The following is a 21,907-nucleotide window of genomic DNA, read 5'->3' as shown; positions in this document are numbered from 1 at the left end:
CCTACCAAGAGACCACGATACTCATTCCCGGGGCGATTGTGCTTGAGCCGCTGGGAACCACGCGGTCGGCCGCGGGCCGAACCGCTGGGGTGCTGCTGTCACTCTTCGCCTCTGCGGGGCCGAGCTGTTCAACAATTTGAAACTCATTCGCGGCGACGAAACGCGCCTGCAAGTTGACTTCGATGGCCATGTGATCCTCCGTGTTGGCACCCATCGCCGGTGAAGTATCGTCGTGAGCGCGCGCGGACTTAATTCGCGAAACCATACCGTTCTCGTAGGGCAGAAAAATACCCTCCATCCATTGGTCTGGTTCCCTCTTCCTATCGCTGGGAAAGGTACGGGCGGGGTGGCGCGGCGCAAGGAGTCACCCGCTCGCGGAGGCGGCGCGCTACGTCCGCGTCGCGCCGGCGACATTGTGAACCTGGTATCTCGGGCGAAGCTATGCGACACGTACGGGCGCTCGGCATTTTCCCCCCGCTCATCCAGGTCGCCGACAAACAGAGGTTGCTGCTGTCGTTCTCCAACCTCGTCGAATCGCACATGCTGCTGGCATCTCGCCCTGGACCGCGTATAGGACATGCCGTTGCCGGAGAGCGATCCTGTCACCTTTCATTGCGGGTCCTTCTTCAACACGAGGGTCACTGACGCGCCCCCCCTTGCACCGGAGTCGTGGTGTACATCCCGAAAATCGCCTGACCACCGGCATCGGCGGCGAGAGCGGAACACAGAACCAAACCGGCCAGAAGACGACGCATGGGACTCCTCCGCGAAGGACGCTGCCATGTGTGCATTGCAATGCGCATTCACGCTGCCGGGACCAGCACCGCGCGCTTGACGAGCTTGCCGTGGTGCGCCCGATCGAACACGTCGTTGATGTCGGCGAGCGCGTGCCGCTCAACGTATGGCCGCACGGCAATCCGGCCGTCGCCGATCCACTGCAGGAGCTCCGGATACACCAGCGGGTCGGCGCCCCAGTTTCCCTGCGCGACGGCGTCGAACGCCATCAGGTTCGAGAGGCAAATCTCGATCTTGCCCGTCGCGTAGCCAACCACCGACAGTGTCGCACCGTAGCCAATGAGCGCGTAGGCTAGTTCCTGCCCCGCGCGCGTGCCCGAGGTCTCGAAGATCTTCCACAGGAACTGGCTCGCTCCCAGTTCGTCGGCCAGACGTTTTACCTGCTTTCGCGCGTCCTGTGCCGCCAGGTCTTTGACGTTGAGCGTCGCGTGCGCACCGGCCGCGCGCGCTTGCGCAAGCTTGGCGTCGTCAATGTCGAGCGCGACGACTTTCGCGCCAACCGCAGCCGCGATCTGCACGCCGTACACGCCGATGCCGCCAACCCCTACGCACACGGCGAGGTCGCCTGCCGCGAGGCCGGAGCGCTTAACGGCCTGAAACGGCGTCGACACGGCGTCTGCGACGACACTCAGCTCCCAGAGATCGTGCTGCCGAAGAACCGCGTCGGGGACGGGGCAGAAAAACCGTGCCGGCAGGACGACGTGCGAGGCGAATCCGCCATGCCGGTCGTTACCCGGCATAACCTGCATGCGACAGATGGAGCGTCGGCCAGCCCGGCACAGGTCGCACTCGCCACATGGGAGAACGGCCGGCACGACCACCGGATGTCCTACCAGTGCGGTGTCGACGTCGGGTCCCACTTGTCGCACGTATCCGCTGATCTCATGACCCAGCACGAGCGGTAACGCCGATCGAGTGCGCACACCGTCGTGGAGAAACGAGAGATCGGTGTGGCAGACGCCGCATCCCGCCACCTCGATTGTCGCCTCACCGGGGCCCGGCGTCTCCGCCGGCCGCGGGCGGTGTTCGAGTAGCGCACCCGGCGCCGTCATCACCCACGCGTCCCACATGCTGTTTGCGTGTGTCATATTCGTCATGGATTCCTGTCGCTCTCCGATATTGGCACGGATGCATCACCGAACACGAAGCTGCCGCACTCGTGGCAGCGATCGAGCGTGCGCGCCTGTCCTGCAAAGCAACCCCGTTCGTCGGTCGTGAGCCGCATGACTTTCTGCAGAAAACGGCAGTCGCAGTCGATGGTCGGCTCGTAAATGGCTTCGAGGTACGCTTCCGCGTTCTGCAGCACATTGCGCACGCGCACCTTCATCGACGGCGTGAGCTCGCGGGCCTCGAGCGACAGTTCCCTGGCGACTACGGCGAATGCTTCGATCCGTTCATACTTGGCTGGGCGCTCGCAATTGAACTGCAGGATCGTCTCGCGGAGTGATTGCTTGACGACGCGCTCCGCGGTGGCGCGGTCGTTTCCAAACTGCTCGGCAATCCGGAAGTAATCCGGGTAGATGAGGGCGGCGAGGAATCGCCGTCCGTCGCCAGCAACGATCACATGCCGTATGAAGCTGTTCATTCCGGCGAGGCGATTCTCCATCTCCGTCGGAACGATCTTCTCCGCGTTCAGCATCTTGAAAACGCGGTCTTTGCGAGTGATGAGCTTGAGCCCGGCGCCAACGAATTCCCCGAGGTCACCCGTGTGGAACCAGCCGTCGCCGGGCAGCGCCGCCAACGTCGCGGCAGAGTCGTTGTCGTAGCCCCGCATGACGTTGGGTCCCTTCACCAGGATCTCGCCGTCGTCGGCGATGCCCAGCTTCACGCCTGGAATCGGATACCCGACCATCCCGGGCAACGTGCGAGGCTCCATGAGATCCGTGACCGTGCAGCAAGGGGACGTCTCAGTCAGTCCCCATCCTTCGATTACGGGAATGCGCCTGGCGGCGAAGTACGCCGAAATATTCGCCGGCAATGGTGCGGCGGCAGTGAAAACGAACCGCAACCCCGGATGGAAGATGCGCGACTCGTCCTCGGCGTGCGTTTGCGCGTGCACGACCAGTTGTTGGTAGATCTGCGGAACGCTGAAGTAGATCGTGGGCTGGATGTTCATCCAGTTGGCCAGCAACCGTGTCGTGTCCTTGCCCAGCGAATCGTCAATAAAGAGCGTCGCGCCGTTGTAGAGGGCCGTGTACTTCTCGAAAATGCCGCCGAAACTGTGGTGCCACGGCAGGTACGACAGAAAGCGATCCTCCGGCGTGACGTTCCATATCGCGGCGAGCGAGCGCTGCTGCGAGAGAATGTTGTCATGGGTGAGCACCACGCCTTTCATGCGCCCGCTCGTTCCGGATGTGTACATCATCAGGCAGGGCGTGGACGGATCCAGCCGCTTCGCGGCATCGAGGAAATGTCCAGCGGTGGAGCCATCGGCATCGCTGGCTCCGCGCTCCAGCACCCCGGCGAATGTCGTATGCGCCGCTCGCGTGCCGGCCAGCACCGCATCGCGTTCGGCGTCCGCGAGCGGATCCAGTGTGATCAGTGCGCGCACCGTCTGCGGAACGCACGCCCGCATGATCTGCTGCTGTCCGGGCACGACGAGCACCGTCGGATCAGCGTATTCGATGAGGTCGCGCGCCTCCGCGGAGGGATAGCCGGCAAAGATCGGGACGTACGTCGCGCCGAGGCACATCGTCGCCAGCTCGACGACCAGCGTCTCACCGCGATTCGGCGAGAAAGACACGACGCGCGTGTTCGGATCCACGCCTGCCTCCGCCAGGAATCGTCCGAACGTGACGACATCGCGCAGGCATTGCCCCCACGTGACGCGATGAAACTGTCCGTCGCGCTGCTTGACGCCATACATGGCGTGGTCTGCGAGCCGGGCCGCATTGCGCGCCAGCATTGCCCCGACGGTCTCGCGCTCGCCGATCGGCGACAGCAGCGAGTAAATGACGTTTCCGTCGCGGACGGATGAGCCAGCGAGGTTCATGGTTGAACCAACTCCGCCGTGTCCGACGTGTCGTGCTCCTCGCACGCGGCCAATGCGGCGAGCGCCGCGCCAAACGCGCCGATCTCCTGAGGGTGGGGAGGCACGACCACTTCGCCGCGACATGCAGCGCCGATCAGCTCGACAACGATCGGATGGTAGGCCACGACGCCGCCCGTCGCAGCGATGCGACCTTCAAGTACGTCCATTGAGACGATGCGTTTGACGAGCGAGCGGTATGCAGCCATCGCCAGGTCGGCGGGTCGCTTGCCGCTGCGGATCAGCGTGAGCAACTCGGTTCCGGCGAACACCGTGCAGAAACTCGAGAGTTCCAGACTCTCGGTCGCGCCGCGACCCAGCGCATTCAGTTCGCCGATGTCGATGCCAAGCCGCAGCGAGATTTCGTCGAGGAAGCTCCCGGTGCCGGCGGCGCATTTTCGGTTCATGCGATGCGACAGACGATGCCCCGCGGCATCGAGACGGATGACCTTCGCGTCCTGCCCGCCGACGTCGATCACCACGAGCGGTCCCTTGAGGTAATAGGCCACGCCGCGCCCGTGACAGTCGAGTTCCGTGCGCGATCCGTCCGCGAATGGAATCGTGTTCCGGCCAAAACCTGTTGACCATACCGCCTCGATGTCGTCGCCCGTACGGCCGCTGTTTGCCAGGGCCGTCGCATACGCGCGTTCGGCCGCCGCGGCCAGGTCGGCGCCGGACCGCGTAACGGCGGTGCCGAGCACGTGGCCCTCTTCGTCGATGACGGCTGCCTTCGTCGTCCAGGATCCGCTGTCGACGCCGGCGTAGAATTTCATCAGCGCGATCCCCTCGCTGACGTCGCCCCGCGCGCATCGGTCAGTTGTTCGACGAATCCCTCGATATTCGTGCGCGCCTGCTCGTCGGAGAAACACCGCAGATCGTTGACGTCCCCGTCGAGCACCAGTGTCGGGATCCCAAGGCGTTCGGTGATACGTCCCGGCATGCCGTAGCGCGTGTTCGAATTGTTTGGGCACGTGCGGCAGTCGTGGAAAATCACGCCATCGACGTCGTAGAATTTCACCATGCGGGCGATGTACCGCTCCTTCGGTGCTTCGGAGCGCGCGATGAACAGTTCGAGCGAGGCACGGGCGACGGACCGCCACGGCTCAGCGGGGTCGAGGTCCGCAAATGCCCAGCTGTTGCAGTAGGTCGAAGCCACGACCGCGGTATGGAACTCAGCGAACATCGTCGATAGCGCCCGCAACCGTCCCCAGACCGGCATGCCGTCCCAATACAGGCGCAGTGTCTCGCCCGGCACGGCGGCGACACGGTTTTCGACCCGCTGCTCGAGTTCTGCGAGCAGCGTCCGGTAGTACGCCGGAGCGTCGTCGCTTCCACGAAGCACCACGGCCGGCCCCATGTGGATGGAGCCGTCGAAGAAGGTCAACGGCGCCGGGCGGGCCGACGCTGTCCCGAGACATGTCCCCCATAGTCGCGCGGCGTCCCTCGACGCGCGCATGGCGGCCATCAGCCGCGCGTCGTCGAGCCGCGTGCCGGCCACCTGCTCGAGTGGAGCCACCAGCGACTCGAGCTGCCTGGTCACCGAATCGATGTCACTTTCGGTGACGTCGTCGATCGAGCGCGGAGAGTGCACGCCAACCACGGGAACGTGTAGCTCGCGTCCGTACCACTCGAACCAGTCACGGACATCCCGGCACTGGTTGGTGTTGAACACGAGGACGTCAGGCGCTGGCGCGCGCTCCAATCCGTAAGCTTTGAGCGGCGACTCGCCCGCGAGGTACGCGCCGATGTCGCTCGTCAGGTACGAGCAGATGTCCTGCGAGTATCCCTGCGCGTGCGCCAGCGGCAGGTAACGGCTCGCCGTGCGCGCGGCTCCCATCATCGCCGCGTGGTTTTCGGGAAAATGCACGGCAAAGCCCAGCGCGCGCAGCAATTCCACCGGCCCCGCACTCGTGCACCAGGCTACCGGTGCGGTCTTGCGGAGGGCGGCATCAGCCAACGAACGGTAATACGCGTCCATGGTGGCGCGTAGCGCGTTGGTGCTGGCCAGTTCGGTCATTTCAGCGCTCCTTCTGCCTGGTCGACGCCGCGGCGCGCTGGATCTTCCCACTGGTCACTGAACGCTGCGAGTGCCGCGCCGAATGCGCCAGTGAAGATCGGCTCCGGCAGCGTGGTCAGCTGCAATCCCGAGAGCGATTCCAGCGCACGCAGCACGCCTGGGAAATACTCGGCAACGCCCCCCGATATCACGACGGGATCTTCGAAGCCACCGAGTTCCAGCACGCGCTGCGCGATGGACCGTATGCAGCCCAGCGCCACCTGCTCGCGCGTGGCGCCCTCACGCAGCCGTTCAAGCACTTCTGATGCGGAGAACACCGAGCAATAGCTGCTCACCGCTGCCGCATCGTTGCCGGCCGCAGCGGCGAGCTCGTCGAGTTGGGTCGCGTTCACGTCGAGGTGGCGCGCCGAAAACATCAGAAAACTCCCGACCCCCACCGCACAGCGCCGCATGCCGCGCTCCCCGACCCGGCGCCCCGCAGCGTCAACGATGATCACGTGCGGATCGCCGCCGCCGATGTTCACCAGCGTCATGGCGTGTTGCCGGTGATGAAACGCGCCCCGCGCGTGCGACACCGATTCCGTTATCGTGACCGTCGCGTTCGGCACGCACGTCATGGCGAAGCCAGTCGCTCCGATCCCCGTCAGCTCGTCAAGCCGCCTGTGCGCATCATCGAGAGCGGCGGTCAGCGCTTCGTATGCGCAGACCTGGAAGTAGCCGCGCGTCGGTATCACCGAGCGACCGAGCGTGCGACCGGCATCCGTTATCACGACGGCCTTCACGCACTCCGTTCCGACGTCCACTCCCGCCGCGATTCCGCTCGCGCTGTCTGGCATGGGCTACCTCCTCCTCGTGTCCATTCGCTGGCGCCCGCCGACGCCCGCTGTCTGCGGTTCATGCTGTTCCAGGAATTCCCCGAGCCGCTGTTGCAGTCGATCGGCCGAAAACAGTCTCTCGTCGTGCGAATCGGCCTCGATCACGAACGCCGGCACGCCCGTCTGCCGCTCGGCCCGAACCGCGAGCCCGTAGCGCACGTGACTCGCTTCGGGTGTCGTGCGGGAATCGTGAAAGACCGCCGCGTCGACGCCGAACCGCGCGAACTTGTCGGCGAGGTAGTCGCGCTGATATCGCTCCGAGCGATTGCTGAACACGGAGGCGTAGGTCCGCGCGATGCTCTCGACCGGGTCGCGCGGGTCGAGCCCCGTGAGCGTGAACGTCGCGCAGAACGTCGACGCCACGATCGCGACCCCCCGGTCGGCGAAGATCTGCGCGAGCGGCCGCAGCGCACTCCAGATTGGCGGACCGTCCCAGTAGAAGCGCTGCCGCTCGCCGGGCACCGCCGCGGTGCCGTTCGCAATACGGTTTTCGACTTCGCTCTTCAATAGTTGGTAGTATGCGACCGCCTCTGGCGTGCCGCGGAGCACAACCATCGGTGTCATGTGGGTCAGCATGTCAAAAAACGTCAGCGGAGCCGGCGCCGCGCGCGCGAGATCGAGAATGTCGCCCCACAGTTTCGCCGCCTGCGCCGTGTACGCCACCGTTTCGCCAAGCCGGTCCATGGAGAGCGTAAGACCGGTGGCGCGTTCGACTTGCTCGACCAGACGCAACAACTGCTCGACCGCGCCGTACAATTCGGTGCTGTCCATCTCGTGCAGCGCCGACGACGGATGGAGGCCCACAACGGGCACGCCGAAGTGGGCGCCATAGAACTCGAACCAGCGCAGCAGTTCCTGCCCCGTGTTGGTCGAGTAGACGACGACATCGGGGCGCGGCGGACCTTTGATCCCATGAGCCGCGATGAGCGGGCTGCTTTGCGCCAGAAGTGCACCGATGTCCGCGCGCATCGCTGAGCTGGAGAACTCGGAGAACCCTTCCGTGGACGCGCGCGCCAGATAGCGCGCCGCTTCATGACGCGCGCTGATGAGCACCGCATGGTTCTCCGGAGAGTAGGGAGCGATTCCGAGCGCGCGAACGATCTCCACGGGGGCGAGGCTTGAACACGCTGCGACGAACCGGTTGGGATCATCGGAGGCGGCACCAAGGTCGCGGTAGTACGCCTGCACGATTTCCTTCAGCCGCCGCGTGCTTTCGAGCGGCGGTGCCTGTGGCTGGTTCCCGCGGTCCGCCCGCCGCGCAGCCGCAAAGGTGCCACCGGCAGCGGAACTCATCCGGTTCGTTCGGGACGTGCTGTCGAGTCCCAGCGAGCGCGTGATGTGCTGCCGGTTGAGAAACCGTTGCCGCTCGCGTGAATGCACGAACCGCACGAGCGCCGCATTGTGCGGCGCGAGCAACCCGAGTCGTTTCGCCTCCGCCACGACCGCTCCGTTGAGTGCGTCCACTTCCGTCCGCACGCCCCGCGCGAGATCCTGCCACATCGTCGGCCGATTGTTTCCGAGCGCGTTAAGTGATCCGAGCAGCGGACGGAACGGATCTTCCTCATCGACGATGGGAACGCCGCGCGCGCGCATCACGGCGACAATTTCCGCGCACAAGTCGCGTATGAACGCCAGCAGGTCTTCGTCTCCGAGGATCTCGCGGCAGGTGAGGCCGGTGATGGCGGAGACGGGATTGATTGCCGCGTTGTGCAGCAACTTGTGCCACACAGCGTGGTCGATGTTCGCGACGACCGTCGTATCGAGCCCCGCGCGGCGAAACGTCTCGCCGATCGCGTCGATCGCGGGGGTCACGACCCCGTCGAATGGTGCGATCTGGATCGGTTTGATCCCGGCGCGGAACTGCAGCCGCCCCGGGCCGACGTGCTGCACGCTGTGGTACGTGATGCCGCACAGCACGCGATCGGGACCGACAAGGCCTGCCACGACCTCCGTATTGCCGATGCCGTTCTGCATCGACAGGAATCGCGTGCCCGCATGCGCGGCCGGCAACGCTGCCTTCACGGCGTCCTCGGTCTGATACGTCTTGACCGCGATGAACACGAGATCGAACGGCTCGAGCCCTTCCGCCGACGTCACGACGCGCAGAGGAACGGTGATGGATTCATCGCGTCCTGTTTGCACGATGTGCAGTCCGTCCGTGTTGAGCAGATGTGCGCGGGCAACATTCGTCTCGAGGAGCGTCACATCCTCTCCTGCACGCGTGAGGAATGCTCCCACGAGCCCTCCCAGCGCGCCTGCACCGACGATCAGGATTCTCATCGCTCTGGTCGCTCCCGCGCGCCCGCGCCGCTCATCGGTTTTTCCACGCCGGCCGGCGCTTCTCGAAGAAGGACGCGAGTCCTTCGCGGACGTCTTCCGTCGCCATGAGTTCGCCAAGGAACACACGTTCCGCCGCACAGCGCGCATCCTCGAATGGCTGGCCGAAGAGCGTTCGCGTCAACCGCACGTTCATCCGCATCACGAGCGGGCTCGAGCGCCGCAGGTCCGCGAGCACACCGTCTATCGCCGCCGGCAGCTCGGCAAACGCGATGACGCGCGACACAAGGCCCATCGCGAGCATCTCCGCCGCCGTGTACGTGCGTCCCGTGCATGTGATTTCAAGCGCACGCGCGAGTCCGATACGCGCCGGCAACGCGGTGACGCCAACCGGCGCGAAGAAGCCAAGCCGGATTTCCGGTTGACCGAACGTCGCGCGATCGCTCGCGAGGAGCACGTCGGCCATCATCGCCAGCTCGAATCCCGCCCCAAGCGCCGCCCCGTCTACAGCCATGACAAGGGGCAACTCGCTCGCCCCCAGCACGCGGAACAGACGGCTGAAGGCGGCGATCATCCCGGGAGCCTGCTCGGGACGGTGCTCGCCGATGTCCGCGCCGGCGGAGAACGCACGACCATTCGAGCCAACCGCAACCGCAGTGAGTGAGCGATCCGCTTGCGCGCGTTCCAGTGCGTCGGTGAGTTGCAGCATCATCGCCGCGCTCAGGATGTTGAGCGGCGGTGCGTCGAGCGTCACGTGCGCGATGCCATCGCGCACCTCATACCTCACGAGGCTTGCGTTCCCGGTCATCGCGTCCGCGCTCCGTTCATGCATATCTCTCACGTGTCATGCCAACTGGCCCCCATCCACTCTGATGACTTCTCCCGTGATGTGGCGTGCGGCTTCACTGCACAAAAAGACGACGACGCGCGCCACGTCCTCCGGCTCGGCGATCCGGCCGAGGGCCGTTTCGGCGATGGCTTTCTCGAGGACGGTCGGCGGGAGTTTCGCCGCCATTTCGGTTCGCACCATGCCGGGGGCGACACAATTCACGTTCACTCCCTTCGGCCCTAGCTCGCGCGCGAGCGTACGCGTGAGCGCGATGATCCCCGCCTTCGATGCCGCGTAATTCGCCTGCCCGGCCCTTCCGCGCAGCCCGTTGATCGACGCGATGTTCACGATGCGCCCGTGCTGCTGAGTGCGAAACAAGCCCGCCACCGCGCGGCAGTACGCAAAACAGCCTTTGAGATTGACGTCGATCACCTGGTCCCAGGCTTCTTCCGTCATCTTCCAGATCATCGCATCGCGCGTGATGCCCGCGTTGCACACGAGATGATCGAGCCGGCCGAACGCCTCAACCGTGGCCGCGACCGCCCGCTCAGCCGCGCCGACATCCGAGACGTCGGCGCGGATCGCGACCGCGCGCCTCCCTGACCGGCGCAGCTCATCGGCCAGGCTTTGCGCTTCATTGAACGCCCCGAACTCCACGAGCGCCACGTCGCAACCAGCGCGCGCGAACTCGCGCGCGATCGCCGCGCCGATGCCGCGTCCAGCGCCAGTGACCAGCGCCGCCTGACCAGCGAGTTCGAGACTCATGACATTCGCAGTGCTATGTGAGCGCGGCGCCGCAACCGCCGCAGTAAGTGAACTGCTCCGGAATACCCTTCGCGCCGCACTTGGTGCACGCCTTGCTGTATGGGCCCCAGAGGAATTCGCTGCTTCCCGCTCCGGCGGCTTTGCGCCGCAGTCCCATGAAGTCCACTTTCCGCTTCTCCACGAACGCCTGCATCCCCTCGTAGGGCTCGAGCGTGGTGAAGTGTGTCGAGAGCCAGTCGCGCGCATGCCCGACGGTGGCGTGCCACGACACTTCCTTCCAGTAGTTCACCTGCTGCTTGGTGTAACGCGTGCATTCGGGGAACTTCTCGAGCAACTGCTTGACGAGCGTCGCCACTTCTTCGTCGAGTTGGGCACGCGGAACAACACGGTTCACGAGTCCCCATTCGAGCGCCTTTGCCGCGGGGATGCGCGGATTGAGAAACAGCATTTCGCGTGCGCGGCGGTCCCCCACGTGGATCGACAGCCATTGGGTCGCGCCGCCACAGGCAACGCTCCCCACACTCGTTCCAACCTGGCCGAGATAGGTGTCGTCAGCCATGACCGCGAGATCGCACGCCAGCTGGGTCTCGTTGCCGCCGCCGACCGCGATCCCGTTGATACGCGCGATCGTCACCTTGCCGCTGCGCAGAATGCTCTCGATGTACTTGGCGAAGAGCCCCATGTACTTGAAGTAGTCGTGCGGGCTCCTGGTGTAGGTGTTCGCGTATTCCTTCACATCGCCGCCCGTGCAGAACGCCTTGTCGCCGGCGCCCGTCAGCACGATCACGCCGACGTTGTCGTCGGTCGAGGCGTCGTCGATCGCGGTGATCAGCTCCTGCAGCGTGGCAGTCGTGTAACAATTGAACGACTCGGGCCGGTTGATCGTGATGCGTCCTACCCAGTCTTTCTTCTCGTACAGGATGTCCTTGAATCCGAATCCGGCAGCCTCTTTCGGGGCGAAATAGTTCATCGTAAAGGTCCTCTCGGCCATTCGTATGGTTCAGCGCACGCTGACTTTCAGCACGACCGCGGCGGCGCTGTCGCCTGCGGCACAGCCGGTGAACAGTCCATATCCGCCGCCCAGGATCGTCAGGTCCTCGATCAGTTCGATGATCGACCGGAGCCCTGTCGGTCCCTGTGGGTGGCCCCACACGAGCGAACATCCGTAGCGGTTCATCCGCTCGGCGTCGAGCTTCAACTCCCGCATGAGGTACACGTCATTTACGGCGAACGGGTTGTGCGTCGTGACGCTGGCCAGCGCGTTCGGCTGGATTCCCGCGCGTTCGAGCGCGAGCTTCGCGGCGGGAAGCACCGCCATCGGCATGAAGCCCTTCTTGACGCGCGCCTGTCCGTACGAGAGCAGTTGCACGTCCACTGTGCCATTCCGCGCGAGAGAGCGGGCGCGGTCGCGGCCCGACGTGAGCAACATGGCCGCGTTGCCATCGGCGGGGTGTGTCTGCGTGCCAAATGTGACCGTGCCCCCCTCCATCACGGGCCGGAGTCCGGCGAGTCCGTCCGCCGTGGTCGGAAAGACACCCTGGTCCCCAGTCACCGTCGCGAGCACCTTCTTGCCTCGCGCGTCCTTGATCTCCACCGGCCACAACATGTAGCGCCTGAGAAACGCGCTGTCGTCGGCGAGCGCGCGCTCGTATTGCTTGTAGCGCAGAAGGGTGACCTCTTCCTGCGCTTCGCGTGTGATTCCGGCCTCGCGTGCCACATTCTCCGCGGTCTGCAGCATCGAATTCCTGGCGTACGGGTCGTGCCCGAAACTGTCGAGCACGAGGTTCTCTGAGTCGCCCGTGCCGCCTGGACCAGCGGGATTCGGGTAGAACACATGCGGACCGTTGCTGGTGCGGTCGGCGGTGGCGGCCAGGTAGGTGTGTGCGCTCTTCGATTCGAGCTCCTGTGCGGCCTGCACCAGGCAGCGCACCGACGTCGCGCACGCCTGGTTGATCGTCGGTCCACCCACGTGGCCGAGGCCCGCCAGCCCGGCGAACCACGGAGCACCGTAGAAGGAATGCTTGCTCGCGACGGTCGTGCCGAGGCAGAGACCGTCGATGTCGGTTGCGGCGACGCCGCGATCCGACAAGGCGCGTGCCGCCATTTCGGCGGCGAACGGAATCGGCGCCAGCGTCGCGAACGCCCCCTGCCACGGGGTGAACGGCGTGGACCAGTACCCACCGTAGGGAATCCAGACATCGTTGAACTGCACTGAACCCTCCTCATAAATGAAGATCCCAAAGGCGCTGGCGCCGCCTCCGGGATCAACTGCTTCGTTTTGTGCGCCGAAGGCCGTTCAACAGCAAGTCGCGCATTTCCTGTCCGATCTGCTCGACCGTCCCGTGCCGCGACGGCTCGTACCACATGAAAATCCAGTTCAGCATCCCGAAGATGAACAGCGCCGTGTGCCGGCTCTGCCTGGTTTCCCTCGTGCCGGCCGCCGGCCCGTCAGTGACCTGCGCGACCGCCGAGGCCATCAGCCTGTAGTAACGGCGTCGAATCTCCTCGACGATCTTGTAGGGCTTGGGGCCAAGCGACTCCATCTCGAACGTGCATGCCTTGAGCTCGTTCGTGTGCCGCGAGTAGAACTGCAGGTGGCCGGTGAGCAATCGCGCGAGCTGCTCCTCCGGCGTGCCCGGCTGCTCAGCGATCTTCTCCTGCTGCTCGAGCAGCGACGCGAAAGTGCGGTATTGCAGCTGAAAGAGCAGATCTTCCTTGCTCGCGAAATAGTGGTACAGCCCCGCCAGACTCGTGCCGAGCGCCGTGCTCAGGTCGCGCATTGTCATCGCGTTGAACCCGTTTTTCGCGATGAGCGCGGCCGTCTTCTTCAGCAGCCGGTCGAGTTTTTTCTGCGACGACGCGCGAACCAGCCGCGATGGACGTACTGCGTCGATGTGCGCGATGGGCCGGGCGGTCATGCGGGGACTCCATTGACCGGGGCGTGTTTCGCCAGGCCGCGCAGGATCTTTTCGGGCGTGATGGGCAACTCGGTGACGCGGACGCCGCACGCATCGTAGATCGCGTTGGCGATCGCGCCGAGCACCGGGAGCAGGGATCCCTCCCCGACTTCCTTCGCGCCGAACGGACCGTTGGGTTCGAAGCTTTCGACCGCTGCCGTGTGAATCTCTGGAATTTCGAGCATCGTCGGGATCAGGTAATCGTGCAGGTTTGGATTCATGGCACGTCCCTTCGCGTCGAAAAGTGTGTCCTCGAGCAGCGTTTCGCCGAGCCCCATCACGATCGAACCTTCCACCTGGCCGTGGAACGTGATCGGATTGATCACCGTGCCCGCGTCGCTGAAGTCCGTCACCCGATCCACCGAGACCTGACCGGTCTCCAGGTCCACCGTGACCTCTGCGACCACGGTCGAGAAACTGTACGCCGGCGATGTGCCAACGGCGCCTCCTTTGAAGTCGCCGCCAAGATTCTTCGGCGGTTGGTACGATCCCGTCCCGACGACCGGGCCTTGCGCTGAGAACGCGAGCCGTGCAGCCACGGCCCAGTCCATTGCCATAGCGGGATCATTGTTCGCGAAGATCCGGCCCCCCCTCGCGACGAGCGACGCGACGTCGCGCGACAACTCTGTGGCAGCGACCGCGAGCAGCTGCGCGCGCACTTTCGCTGCCGCGCGCTGAACCGCGTGGCCGGCCATCAGTGTGACCCGACTCGAGTACGAGCCGAGATCCAGCGGACTCGTCGTCGTGTCGCAATCCGCGAGCCATACCCATTCGTAAGGCACCCCCAGCTCTTCCGCCGCCATCTGCACGAGCACGGTGTCGGATCCCTGGCCGATCTCCGCGGCGGCGATGTGCAGCGACACGCCGGTGCCGTCCTCGTGCACGCGGATGACGGCGTTCGAATGCGGAAAATCGGACCGATAGATCGGATACCCGGCGCCGGAAACGAACCCACCGCATCCGACCCCGATTCCCCTGCCGCGCGGCAGCTTGCCCTTCTTCTCGATCCACTTTGACGTGTCGCGCGCGCGCTGAAGCGTTGCCGTGAACTCACACGACGTAATGTCGAGCGCGTTGCACGTGCGCGTGTTCGGCGTCATCGCGTTCCTGAGCCGAATCTCGATTGGATCGAGCCCGATGTCTTCCGCGATCATGTCGAGCAGCGACTCGAACGCGAACCGCGGCTGCGGCACGCCGTGGCCACGGAACGCCCCCGATGCGGGCAGGTTCGTATAGACGCGTGTGCCGCGGTAGCGGTAGTTCGGCATCTTGTAGAGCGTGGGCAGCATCGAGCCCGCGTAGTACGCCGTGATCACGCCGTACGACGTGTATGCGCCGCCGTCGAGCACGACGCGCTGCTCCACGGCGGTGATCGTGCCGTCGCGCTTCACGCCGATCTTCAGGTCGATGTACTGCTTGTGGCGCCCGCGGAAGTGCCTGAACATCTCCTCGCGCGAGTACTCCATCATCACCGGCCGGCCGGTCCGCTTCGCGAAAATCGCGGAGCAGAAGTCGAGTGGCGTCGCCTCGGCCTTGGCTCCGAAGCCGCCGCCTACCGGCGGCCGGATCACGCGAATGTTCCCCATCGGGATGCCGAGCATCCGCGACAGCGAACGATGGACGTAGTGCGGTGTTTGCGTGGACGACCAGATCGTGAGCCGGCCGGCGTGGTGCTCCCAGCGCGCGAGCGCCGCGTGCGGCTCCATCGGCGCCTGGTAGGTGCGGTTGCCGACGAACCGTTGCTCGCGCACGTGGTCCGCTTCGGCGAACCCCTTCTCCACGTCGCCGAAGTCCCAGTCCACGCGCGTGTTGATGTTGCCGGCATAGCGCGGCTTCTCGGGATGAATCACCGGTGCGCCCGGCGCCATCGCCGCCTGCGGATCGAACACCGCCGGAAGTTCCTCGAACTCCACTTCGATGAGTTTGATGGCGTGCTCAGCGGTCTCCTCGTCCACCGCGGCGACCGCGGCGATCTCGTCGCCGACGTAGCGGACGCGATCCCTGGCCAGAATCTGCTCGTCCTCGCGTGCGGGACTGACGCCGTACCACCCATCCGGTACATCGGCGGCGGTGAGCACATCAACGACACCCGGCAACGCGCGGGCTTTGGAAACGTCGAGCCGCGTGATGCGCCCGTGCGCGATGGGACTCCCAAGCAGCTTTCCGTGAAGCATGCCGGGAAACCGCAGGTCAGCGGTGTACTTCGCGCGGCCCGTCACCTTGTCGGGCCCGTCGTACCGCGTGACGCCGTGGCCGACCACGGCGTGGTCCCGCTGCTGGTCGCGTTCGCCGTGCGCGTGCGGCCGTGCGTCGAGCGCCACGCCATCATATTCCTTCCACCCTTCAACCGCGCTGACCATCCGACCGTACGCACCGCACCGGCAGAGATTCCCGCTGAGCGATGTCTTGATGTCTTCGCGTGATGGATCGGGATCCCGGTCAACGAGCGCTTTGGCCGACATCAGCGCGCCACTCGTGCAGTAGCCGCACTGGAGCGCGCCATGCTTGACGAACGATTTCTGCAGTGGGTGCAGATCACCGTCGCGGGCGAGTCCCTCGACCGTGGTAATGCGCTTTTCGTTCGCGGCCACGGCGAGCAGCAGGCACGACGCCATTGGTTCGCCCTCTACCTGCACGGTGCACGCGCCGCAGTCCCCCGTGCCGCATCCCCGCTTTGCGCCCGTGAGATCGAGGTCGTCCCGCAGCACCGAGAGCAGCGTCGCATTCGGCCGAACGGCAAGCGTGCGGTCTTCGCCGTTCACATTCAGGCGGATCATGAGCTCGCCGCTCATTGGGCCCAACCTGCCGCGCGTGCCACGGCTTCGTGAAGCGCCCGCCGGGCAAGTACGCCGACGAGTTCCGTCCGGTAGTCGGCCGACCCGCGCACGTCGCTGATCGGCAGAGCGTCCTGCGCGCACAGCGCAGCCGCCCGCTCGAAGAGCGCGTCGGATGGCGGCTCCCCTTCGAGCAGCGCGGCCGCTCGCGCTGCGATGATCGGGGTCGGCGCCACGGCACCGAGTGCGATGCGCGCGCCCGTGATTTTCCCATTCTCGAGCGTCACCCGCGCCGCCACCGCCGCGACCGCGAGCGCAGGGCCACGCCGCCGGGCGAAGCGTTGGTAGCTCGCGCCCGAGTGGTGGGGCTGCGCGGGCACTACGATCTCGACCAGCACATCTCCCGGGTCGAGCGCGGTTTTCCGCACGCCAGTGAAGAAGTCCTCGGCGTCGAGCTCGCGGGCCCCCAGCACGCCAACGAGCCGCACGCGAGCTGCACACGCGATGGCGGCGGGTGGGGTGTCGGCACACGGCACAGCGCGGCAGAAATTCCCGCCGATCGTCGCCATGCTCCGGATCTGCGGGCTGCCGATCGCGCGCGCGGCGTCAGCGAGCGCCGGGAGCCGCGCGCGCACGAGCGGCGATGCGGCGATCTCGGCGATGGTCGTGAGCGCGCCGATTCTCAGCAGCCCGGCCTCCTCTGAGATCCCCCGCAGTTCGCGAATGCTGTCGAGCGCGATCAGATGTCGCGCCGTCTCCCGCTCGCGCTGATAGTCGGGGATCAACTCTGTCCCCCCGGCCAGATACGCCGCGTCGCTCCCATAATGCTGGCCGAGCGCGCACGCCTCCGCCAGGCTGGCCGGCCGGTGATAGGCGATCGCCGCGATTGTCATCCGATCCCCGTGCCCGAGCTGGCCGAGGCCATGCTCTGCGCGGCGGCCCACGCGACGCCCCCCTGGCCCAACTTCCGGTACCGGAATCCCCCGCACAGCGCAGCGCCGATCGCACCGGCGAAAATGGCGTCCGCGTGCGTCACTACGTCGAACGGAACGGTGGCCGCACCTGCCTTCCTGGCGAGACCGTCGCGCAACGCACTGAGCAATCCGACGTCCGACGCGAGTCCTCCGCTCACGAACGCGGGGCCGTCGAACTGGAGCGATCGAAGGAGACGCACGAAGCGGTCAGCCATGCTCTCGTGTACGCCGCGCAGGATGTCCTGTGTCGTGATTCCCCGCGACACCATGTTGATGACATCGGTCTCCGCGAGCACCGCGCAGATCGAGCTCACCTTCTCCGGCTTCTTCGCCTCCATCGAAAGCGCGCCGATCTCGTCGTGCGAGACGCCGAGATAGCGGGCGATGTTCTCGAGGAACTGCCCGGAGCCCGACGCGCACTGGCTTGTCATCTTGTAGTCCAACACGCGCCCGCGCGCGTCCATCGCGACGGCACGTGTGTGCAGCGCGCCGACATCGAGCACTGCCCTCGCGCGCGGATCGAGATACAGCGCGCCTCGCGCGTGCGTCGTCATGCCGTAGAAGTGCCCCGTCGCGAACGGGAACTCCGCCCCCTCGCCGGTCGTGGCGATGTAGTGGATATCGTCCACGTCCGCCGCTGACACCGCGGCCTCGAACACTTCGTCCACGACCTTGGCGACTTCGCGGCGCCGGATTCGCGCCGACTCTTTCGCGATGACCGTCTCTTCCTTGTCGCCGTCCGTTCGCATCACGGCCACTTTTACGGCGCCGCTGCCAACATCTATTCCCGCGCTGACATGTGTCATGCGGCTATCCGGCTGGCGAAGAGCGCCGCGCCAAGGGCGCCCGTGAAGATGCTGTCCGGGGAGATATTGAGCGTACGCTCACCGTAGTTCTCTCCGACGAGGTCACGAATGGCATGCACGGCGGCGGAATTCTTCGCCACGCCCCCCGTGAATGTGAACTCATCCGATACACCCCCGGAGCGCGCGAGCAGGCTCATCGCGCGAATCACGATCGCCCGGTGCAATCCCGCGAGAATGTCTTCGCGCTTCTCGCCGAGTCCGAGACGCTCGCGCAGTTCCGCGCCGGCGAACACGGTGCACGTGGAGTTGATCTTCACGCACCGCTTCGATTGCTCGGCCAGGGGTCCCAGCTCGTGGAGTCCGAGGTTCATCTCGTCGGCGATGTAACCGAGGTAGCGCCCGCAACCCGCCGCGCACCGGTCATTCATCTGGAAGTTCGTGACGATGCCTTGCGGATCCACCTGAATCGCCTTCGTGTCCTGCCCGCCGATGTCGAGTACCGTGCGCGTGCCCGGGAACATCGCGTGTGCGCCGAGCCCGTGACACAGGATCTCGGAGCGGATCTGCTCCTTGGGGAAGGGAAGGCGCGCCCGGCCGTACCCCGTTCCCACCGTGTACGAGGGCGCCAGGTCTTTCGCAACCGCGTACTCGATCGCGTCGGCGAGGCCGGGGGGGTCGCCCACGCGCCGCAACGCGTCGCCGATGTGATCGCGGAAGTCGAGGTCGAGTGGCTCGTTCTCCACCCGAAGGATGCACTTGTCGTACACGCCCACCAGGCGGTCGAAGCTCACACCGGCCGGGTCGGCGATTTGCTCGGCGATGCGCATGAAGGCCGAACCCGCCGCATCGCGAAAGAAATCCGAGCGCAGCATCGGCGGTTGTTTGAACCGTTGCTCTTCTTCCAGCGTGATCTGCTTGCAGATCTCCTCGATGCTCGTCCTGAACGCCGGCTTGAGCTGTTCCGGCGCCGATCGTTCGCTCTCTTCGAGCATCAGCTGCTCGAGCCGCCGCAACTGCTGGAGTATCTGCTCCATCACGAAGGCGCGGCGCAGGCGGCTCACCATCGCCACAGTCTTGGTCGCCTGGAGTTGCTGCTCGATGAGTCCGAACCGCGCGTTGATGAACGCCTCGGTCTTCGCGACCGCCGCGGCGAGGTCGTAATTGGAGCGGGAGTTCGTGATACCGCGCCCGAGCACCTCGCGGTTCTCGTCGAGGATGACCGCTTTCGTGGTGGTCGAGCCGAGGTCGATGCCAACGACGCAACTCACGCTGTCTTCCCCAGTCGCCGCGCGTCGATCATCTGGAAATAGCTCTCCAGCCGGTTCTTGATGTTCGCGGCTGAGAAATAGCGCGGATCCACGAGATCGGACTCGATGAATGCCCCCGGTATGCCGGTGCGTTTCTCGACTTCGCGGAGAATCATCAACTGGCCCGCCGAGAACGAGTTGCACGACTTGACCGAGTTGATCAGGAATCCGTCGGCCTGATATTCCTCGATGTAACGAGAAATCATTTCGATTCGGGTCGGCAGATTCAGGTTCGTGTAACACCCGCTGCAGTAGTCGGCCAGTGTGCCCAGCGGATCGTCGGGATTGTGCCTGAAGCCGAAATCGTAGGTGCCGCCGACCTTCGTGTACGTGGATGCGACCACCACGGCTTTCTCGTCGGAGAACATCTTCCAGAAGTCACGGAAGTGTGTCCAGTTCGGCGGGCCTTCGACCACCAGCCGGTAACGCTCGCCCTCGAGCGGCCCGTCCGGTGTGATGGGGCCCAGGCCCAGCGCCGCGCGCTCCTCGACTTCCTGTCGCAGCGCGCGGTAGTACTCGACGCCTTCCTCGGTTCCGCGAAATGCGCTGAAGATCGGCCCTACGTAGTAAACGGTGCCGAAGTAGCCATCAATCGGACTCGGCCTGTTCTTTCCCGCTTGCAGAACGGCCACCAGGTCGTCCTCGGCTTTCGCGGAGAGCGCGAGATGGTGCCGCAACTTGTCTTCGTCGTACTTGCGCCCTGTCGCCTTCTCGAGCGCTGGAATCACCTGCTCCTTGAGCTGCCGCAGCATGTAGTTGCGGTGCTCCGGTTCGAGCACGCCGTCGCCCTGGTACGGAACGTGGAACATGACTGTCGGGCAGTCATACTCCTCGCGCAGTAGCTCGAACCACTTCATGAACGTGTAACAGCCCGTGTACGATAGGAGCAGCAAGTCGGGTTTGGGGAGCTTCAAGCCGCCTGGTCCGAGGTTGCCCGAGCGCATCATCCCGATGTCACACTTCACGTAAGTGCACACGTCCTCGGAATGGCCGGCGCGCTCCGCCTCGGCGATGTAGTCGCCTGAGAGCTTTCGCATCCCCGACTGCAACGCGTTGATCTCGGGTAGTACCGGGAGTGCGTCAAACGAGCGAATCAGCTCGGTGAGGTTGCCGGGCACGAACGTGTAGACCACCGGCTCGCCCGTTTCCGGGGCCCGCGCCAGCCGCGCGAAATGGTTCGCGATCATCTCCTTCTGCAGCACCATCGAGCGGTCCTTCAGCGCTTCAGCCATCAGGCGTCCCCCCAGAGCTTGATCGAGTCGGCGAACGTCCCGGCTTGTTCGCGGAACTGCTGGAACTGCCCGGTGTTCTCGGCGTACTTGAACGCGATGCACGGGATGCTCGCATTCTCGGCGCCCGCACGGAGCATCGGCTGGTCGAGCAGCGCCGGGTCGCAGAAGCTCGGTGTTGCGAAGATGATCCCGTCGGCGTTGGCGGCGGCTACGCATTCCTTCATCAGCCGCTTCTTGCCGAGCGGGTCGCTCTCGAAGAGCACCGACGTACGCTGGTCGTTGGAGACGAACGCTTCGGCCAGAGCGCGCACCGGATCGCCGTCGAGCGGCACGTCGCGCGTGAGGAAGCGATTGCCGAGCAGAAAGTCGTCGTCCACGATGTAGCAGCCGGCGCGCTCGATCGACATGATCAGCCCGAGCGGGGGTTGCTCGCAGAACGCGCCAACCACGACCACGCGGCTGTTGTCGCGGGGACGCCTGGGTTCCGCCTCCACCGCGGCGAGATAATCGCGCGACATTGCGATGAACTCCTCCGCGGGGATCAGCTCGCCCGCGCGAAGCAGGACGTACAGCTCTTCGGTGGGCAGGTCCCACGGGCGCTCACGCCGCGCCGTGTAGAGCGCGCGCACCATCGCCCGCGTTTCATTATAGAGTTCCACCGACGAGCGCAGCTCGGCGTCCGTCGGGTGATGTCCTGAGACACGGCCGAGGTCGCGCACCAGGCGGCGGAGTTCGCTCTCCCAGAAGTCCGCCGCGGCGCCCTTGTCGGGAGTCTGCGGCACGTCGATGTAGCGGACGTACGCCTCGGGGTAGAGCAGCTTCCACATTCCCGAGAGGTTGCGGATCACGTCGCACGTTGACGGGAACAGCACCGCCGACAGCATGTCGAGCCGCCCCGACTGCGCCAACTCGATGACCGAGCGCGGCAGATGGCAGATGTACGACTGGTAGAAGGCGTCGCCGCGAATGATCTCGAGCCGGTCGCCGCCCCCGTGGATGCCCACCGGCAGCAATCCGCACGCGTGCATGATCTCGCGCGGCGCGTAGACTGGGAGGTAGCCCGCCGCCTTCCGTCCCGGATGGTCCGCGAGCCATCGGCGGACTGCGCCGAAGTCGAGGTCGTCGTAGATGTCGCGGGCCTTTTCCACGAGCGCGGCGCGCGTTGGAGCGTCTCCAGAGCCCATTCGACCCCCTTCCAATTTCGAACGTACGTTCGATATAATACAATGTCCGTTGTTGAGGGCCGAAGTCAAGGGCGATTGGCCGACACC

Annotated in this window: 18 protein-coding genes; all 18 read right to left on the bottom strand. The window is 65.3% G+C overall.

The window, feature by feature from the left end; translation table 11 throughout:
- Nucleotide 1: 1 nt before the first annotated feature.
- Nucleotides 2–190: a hypothetical protein gene (locus Q7S20_11750; protein ID MDO8502505.1), complete on the bottom strand. Its 189-nt coding sequence runs from the start codon at nt 188–190 to the stop codon at nt 2–4.
- 613 nt (nt 191–803) lie between these two features.
- Entirely contained in the window at nt 804–1,892 is a 1,089-nt protein-coding gene (gene had, locus Q7S20_11745) for a 6-hydroxycyclohex-1-ene-1-carbonyl-CoA dehydrogenase (GenBank protein MDO8502504.1), read from the bottom strand.
- The gene (locus Q7S20_11740) at nt 1,889–3,787 is read right to left on the bottom strand and encodes an AMP-binding protein (GenBank protein ID MDO8502503.1); all 1,899 of its coding nucleotides are present in this window, start codon (nt 3,785–3,787) and stop codon (nt 1,889–1,891) included. The genes had and Q7S20_11740 overlap by 4 nt, the downstream gene beginning before the upstream one ends.
- Nucleotides 3,784–4,596, bottom strand: coding sequence for an acyl-CoA dehydratase activase (locus tag Q7S20_11735; GenBank protein MDO8502502.1), 813 nt, complete (start codon nt 4,594–4,596; stop codon nt 3,784–3,786). The genes Q7S20_11740 and Q7S20_11735 overlap by 4 nt, the downstream gene beginning before the upstream one ends.
- Entirely contained in the window at nt 4,596–5,840 is a 1,245-nt protein-coding gene (locus Q7S20_11730; protein MDO8502501.1) for a 2-hydroxyacyl-CoA dehydratase family protein, read from the bottom strand. Before Q7S20_11730 ends, Q7S20_11735 begins: the two co-directional genes overlap by 1 nt.
- On the bottom strand, nt 5,837–6,676 hold the full coding sequence (locus Q7S20_11725) for an acyl-CoA dehydratase activase (protein MDO8502500.1): 840 nt from the start codon (nt 6,674–6,676) through the stop codon (nt 5,837–5,839). The genes Q7S20_11730 and Q7S20_11725 overlap by 4 nt, the downstream gene beginning before the upstream one ends.
- A gap of 3 nt (nt 6,677–6,679) precedes the next feature.
- Nucleotides 6,680–8,995 carry a 2-dehydropantoate 2-reductase gene (locus Q7S20_11720; GenBank protein MDO8502499.1) on the bottom strand — a complete coding sequence of 772 codons (2,316 nt, stop codon included), beginning with the start codon at nt 8,993–8,995 and terminating at the stop codon, nt 6,680–6,682.
- A gap of 31 nt (nt 8,996–9,026) precedes the next feature.
- Nucleotides 9,027–9,800 carry an enoyl-CoA hydratase/isomerase family protein gene (locus Q7S20_11715; GenBank protein MDO8502498.1) on the bottom strand — a complete coding sequence of 258 codons (774 nt, stop codon included), beginning with the start codon at nt 9,798–9,800 and terminating at the stop codon, nt 9,027–9,029.
- A 36-nt stretch (nt 9,801–9,836) separates the two neighbouring features.
- Nucleotides 9,837–10,586 (bottom strand): 3-oxoacyl-ACP reductase FabG, encoded by a 750-nt coding sequence (gene fabG / locus Q7S20_11710; protein MDO8502497.1) that lies wholly within the window; start codon nt 10,584–10,586, stop codon nt 9,837–9,839.
- A 13-nt stretch (nt 10,587–10,599) separates the two neighbouring features.
- Nucleotides 10,600–11,556: an enoyl-CoA hydratase/isomerase family protein gene (locus Q7S20_11705; protein MDO8502496.1), complete on the bottom strand. Its 957-nt coding sequence runs from the start codon at nt 11,554–11,556 to the stop codon at nt 10,600–10,602.
- A gap of 30 nt (nt 11,557–11,586) precedes the next feature.
- Nucleotides 11,587–12,798, bottom strand: coding sequence for a thiolase family protein (locus Q7S20_11700; protein MDO8502495.1), 1,212 nt, complete (start codon nt 12,796–12,798; stop codon nt 11,587–11,589).
- A gap of 52 nt (nt 12,799–12,850) precedes the next feature.
- Nucleotides 12,851–13,504: a TetR/AcrR family transcriptional regulator gene (locus tag Q7S20_11695; GenBank protein ID MDO8502494.1), complete on the bottom strand. Its 654-nt coding sequence runs from the start codon at nt 13,502–13,504 to the stop codon at nt 12,851–12,853.
- Nucleotides 13,501–16,335: a molybdopterin-dependent oxidoreductase gene (locus tag Q7S20_11690; GenBank protein ID MDO8502493.1), complete on the bottom strand. Its 2,835-nt coding sequence runs from the start codon at nt 16,333–16,335 to the stop codon at nt 13,501–13,503. The genes Q7S20_11695 and Q7S20_11690 overlap by 4 nt, the downstream gene beginning before the upstream one ends.
- On the bottom strand, nt 16,332–17,210 hold the full coding sequence (locus tag Q7S20_11685; GenBank protein MDO8502492.1) for a xanthine dehydrogenase family protein subunit M: 879 nt from the start codon (nt 17,208–17,210) through the stop codon (nt 16,332–16,334). Before Q7S20_11685 ends, Q7S20_11690 begins: the two co-directional genes overlap by 4 nt.
- Entirely contained in the window at nt 17,207–18,097 is an 891-nt protein-coding gene (bcrD, locus tag Q7S20_11680) for a benzoyl-CoA reductase subunit D (GenBank protein MDO8502491.1), read from the bottom strand. The genes Q7S20_11685 and bcrD overlap by 4 nt, the downstream gene beginning before the upstream one ends.
- Complete coding sequence (bcrA, locus tag Q7S20_11675; GenBank protein ID MDO8502490.1) at nt 18,094–19,365, bottom strand: benzoyl-CoA reductase subunit A; 1,272 nt, start codon at nt 19,363–19,365, stop codon at nt 18,094–18,096. The genes bcrD and bcrA overlap by 4 nt, the downstream gene beginning before the upstream one ends.
- Nucleotides 19,362–20,636 (bottom strand): benzoyl-CoA reductase subunit B, encoded by a 1,275-nt coding sequence (gene bcrB / locus Q7S20_11670; protein MDO8502489.1) that lies wholly within the window; start codon nt 20,634–20,636, stop codon nt 19,362–19,364. Before bcrB ends, bcrA begins: the two co-directional genes overlap by 4 nt.
- Nucleotides 20,636–21,820, bottom strand: a complete 1,185-nt coding sequence (bcrC, locus tag Q7S20_11665) for a benzoyl-CoA reductase subunit C (GenBank protein MDO8502488.1) — start codon at nt 21,818–21,820, stop codon at nt 20,636–20,638. The genes bcrB and bcrC overlap by 1 nt, the downstream gene beginning before the upstream one ends.
- Between the last annotated feature and the right edge of the window lie 87 nt (nt 21,821–21,907).

Source organism: Gemmatimonadaceae bacterium, from assembly GCA_030647905.1.
In the GTDB taxonomy this organism is placed as follows: Bacteria; Gemmatimonadota; Gemmatimonadetes; order Gemmatimonadales; family Gemmatimonadaceae; genus UBA4720.
This window is presented reverse-complemented; position numbering and strand designations above follow the sequence as displayed.

Coding starts and splice junctions, on each gene's coding strand:
- Q7S20_11740 (MDO8502503.1), bottom strand. CDS start 3,787: ATGAACCTCGCTGGCTCATCCGTCCGCGACGGAAACGTCATTTACTCG.
- fabG (MDO8502497.1), bottom strand. CDS start 10,586: ATGAGTCTCGAACTCGCTGGTCAGGCGGCGCTGGTCACTGGCGCTGGA.
- bcrB (MDO8502489.1), bottom strand. CDS start 20,636: ATGGCTGAAGCGCTGAAGGACCGCTCGATGGTGCTGCAGAAGGAGATG.
- Q7S20_11685 (MDO8502492.1), bottom strand. CDS start 17,210: ATGACAATCGCGGCGATCGCCTATCACCGGCCGGCCAGCCTGGCGGAG.
- Q7S20_11725 (MDO8502500.1), bottom strand. CDS start 6,676: ATGCCAGACAGCGCGAGCGGAATCGCGGCGGGAGTGGACGTCGGAACG.
- Q7S20_11705 (MDO8502496.1), bottom strand. CDS start 11,556: ATGAACTATTTCGCCCCGAAAGAGGCTGCCGGATTCGGATTCAAGGAC.
- bcrD (MDO8502491.1), bottom strand. CDS start 18,097: ATGACACATGTCAGCGCGGGAATAGATGTTGGCAGCGGCGCCGTAAAA.
- Q7S20_11690 (MDO8502493.1), bottom strand. CDS start 16,335: ATGAGCGGCGAGCTCATGATCCGCCTGAATGTGAACGGCGAAGACCGC.
- bcrC (MDO8502488.1), bottom strand. CDS start 21,820: ATGGGCTCTGGAGACGCTCCAACGCGCGCCGCGCTCGTGGAAAAGGCC.
- Q7S20_11720 (MDO8502499.1), bottom strand. CDS start 8,995: ATGAGAATCCTGATCGTCGGTGCAGGCGCGCTGGGAGGGCTCGTGGGA.
- Q7S20_11735 (MDO8502502.1), bottom strand. CDS start 4,596: ATGAAATTCTACGCCGGCGTCGACAGCGGATCCTGGACGACGAAGGCA.
- Q7S20_11695 (MDO8502494.1), bottom strand. CDS start 13,504: ATGACCGCCCGGCCCATCGCGCACATCGACGCAGTACGTCCATCGCGG.
- had (MDO8502504.1), bottom strand. CDS start 1,892: ATGACGAATATGACACACGCAAACAGCATGTGGGACGCGTGGGTGATG.
- Q7S20_11750 (MDO8502505.1), bottom strand. CDS start 190: ATGGCCATCGAAGTCAACTTGCAGGCGCGTTTCGTCGCCGCGAATGAG.
- Q7S20_11715 (MDO8502498.1), bottom strand. CDS start 9,800: ATGACCGGGAACGCAAGCCTCGTGAGGTATGAGGTGCGCGATGGCATC.
- Q7S20_11730 (MDO8502501.1), bottom strand. CDS start 5,840: ATGACCGAACTGGCCAGCACCAACGCGCTACGCGCCACCATGGACGCG.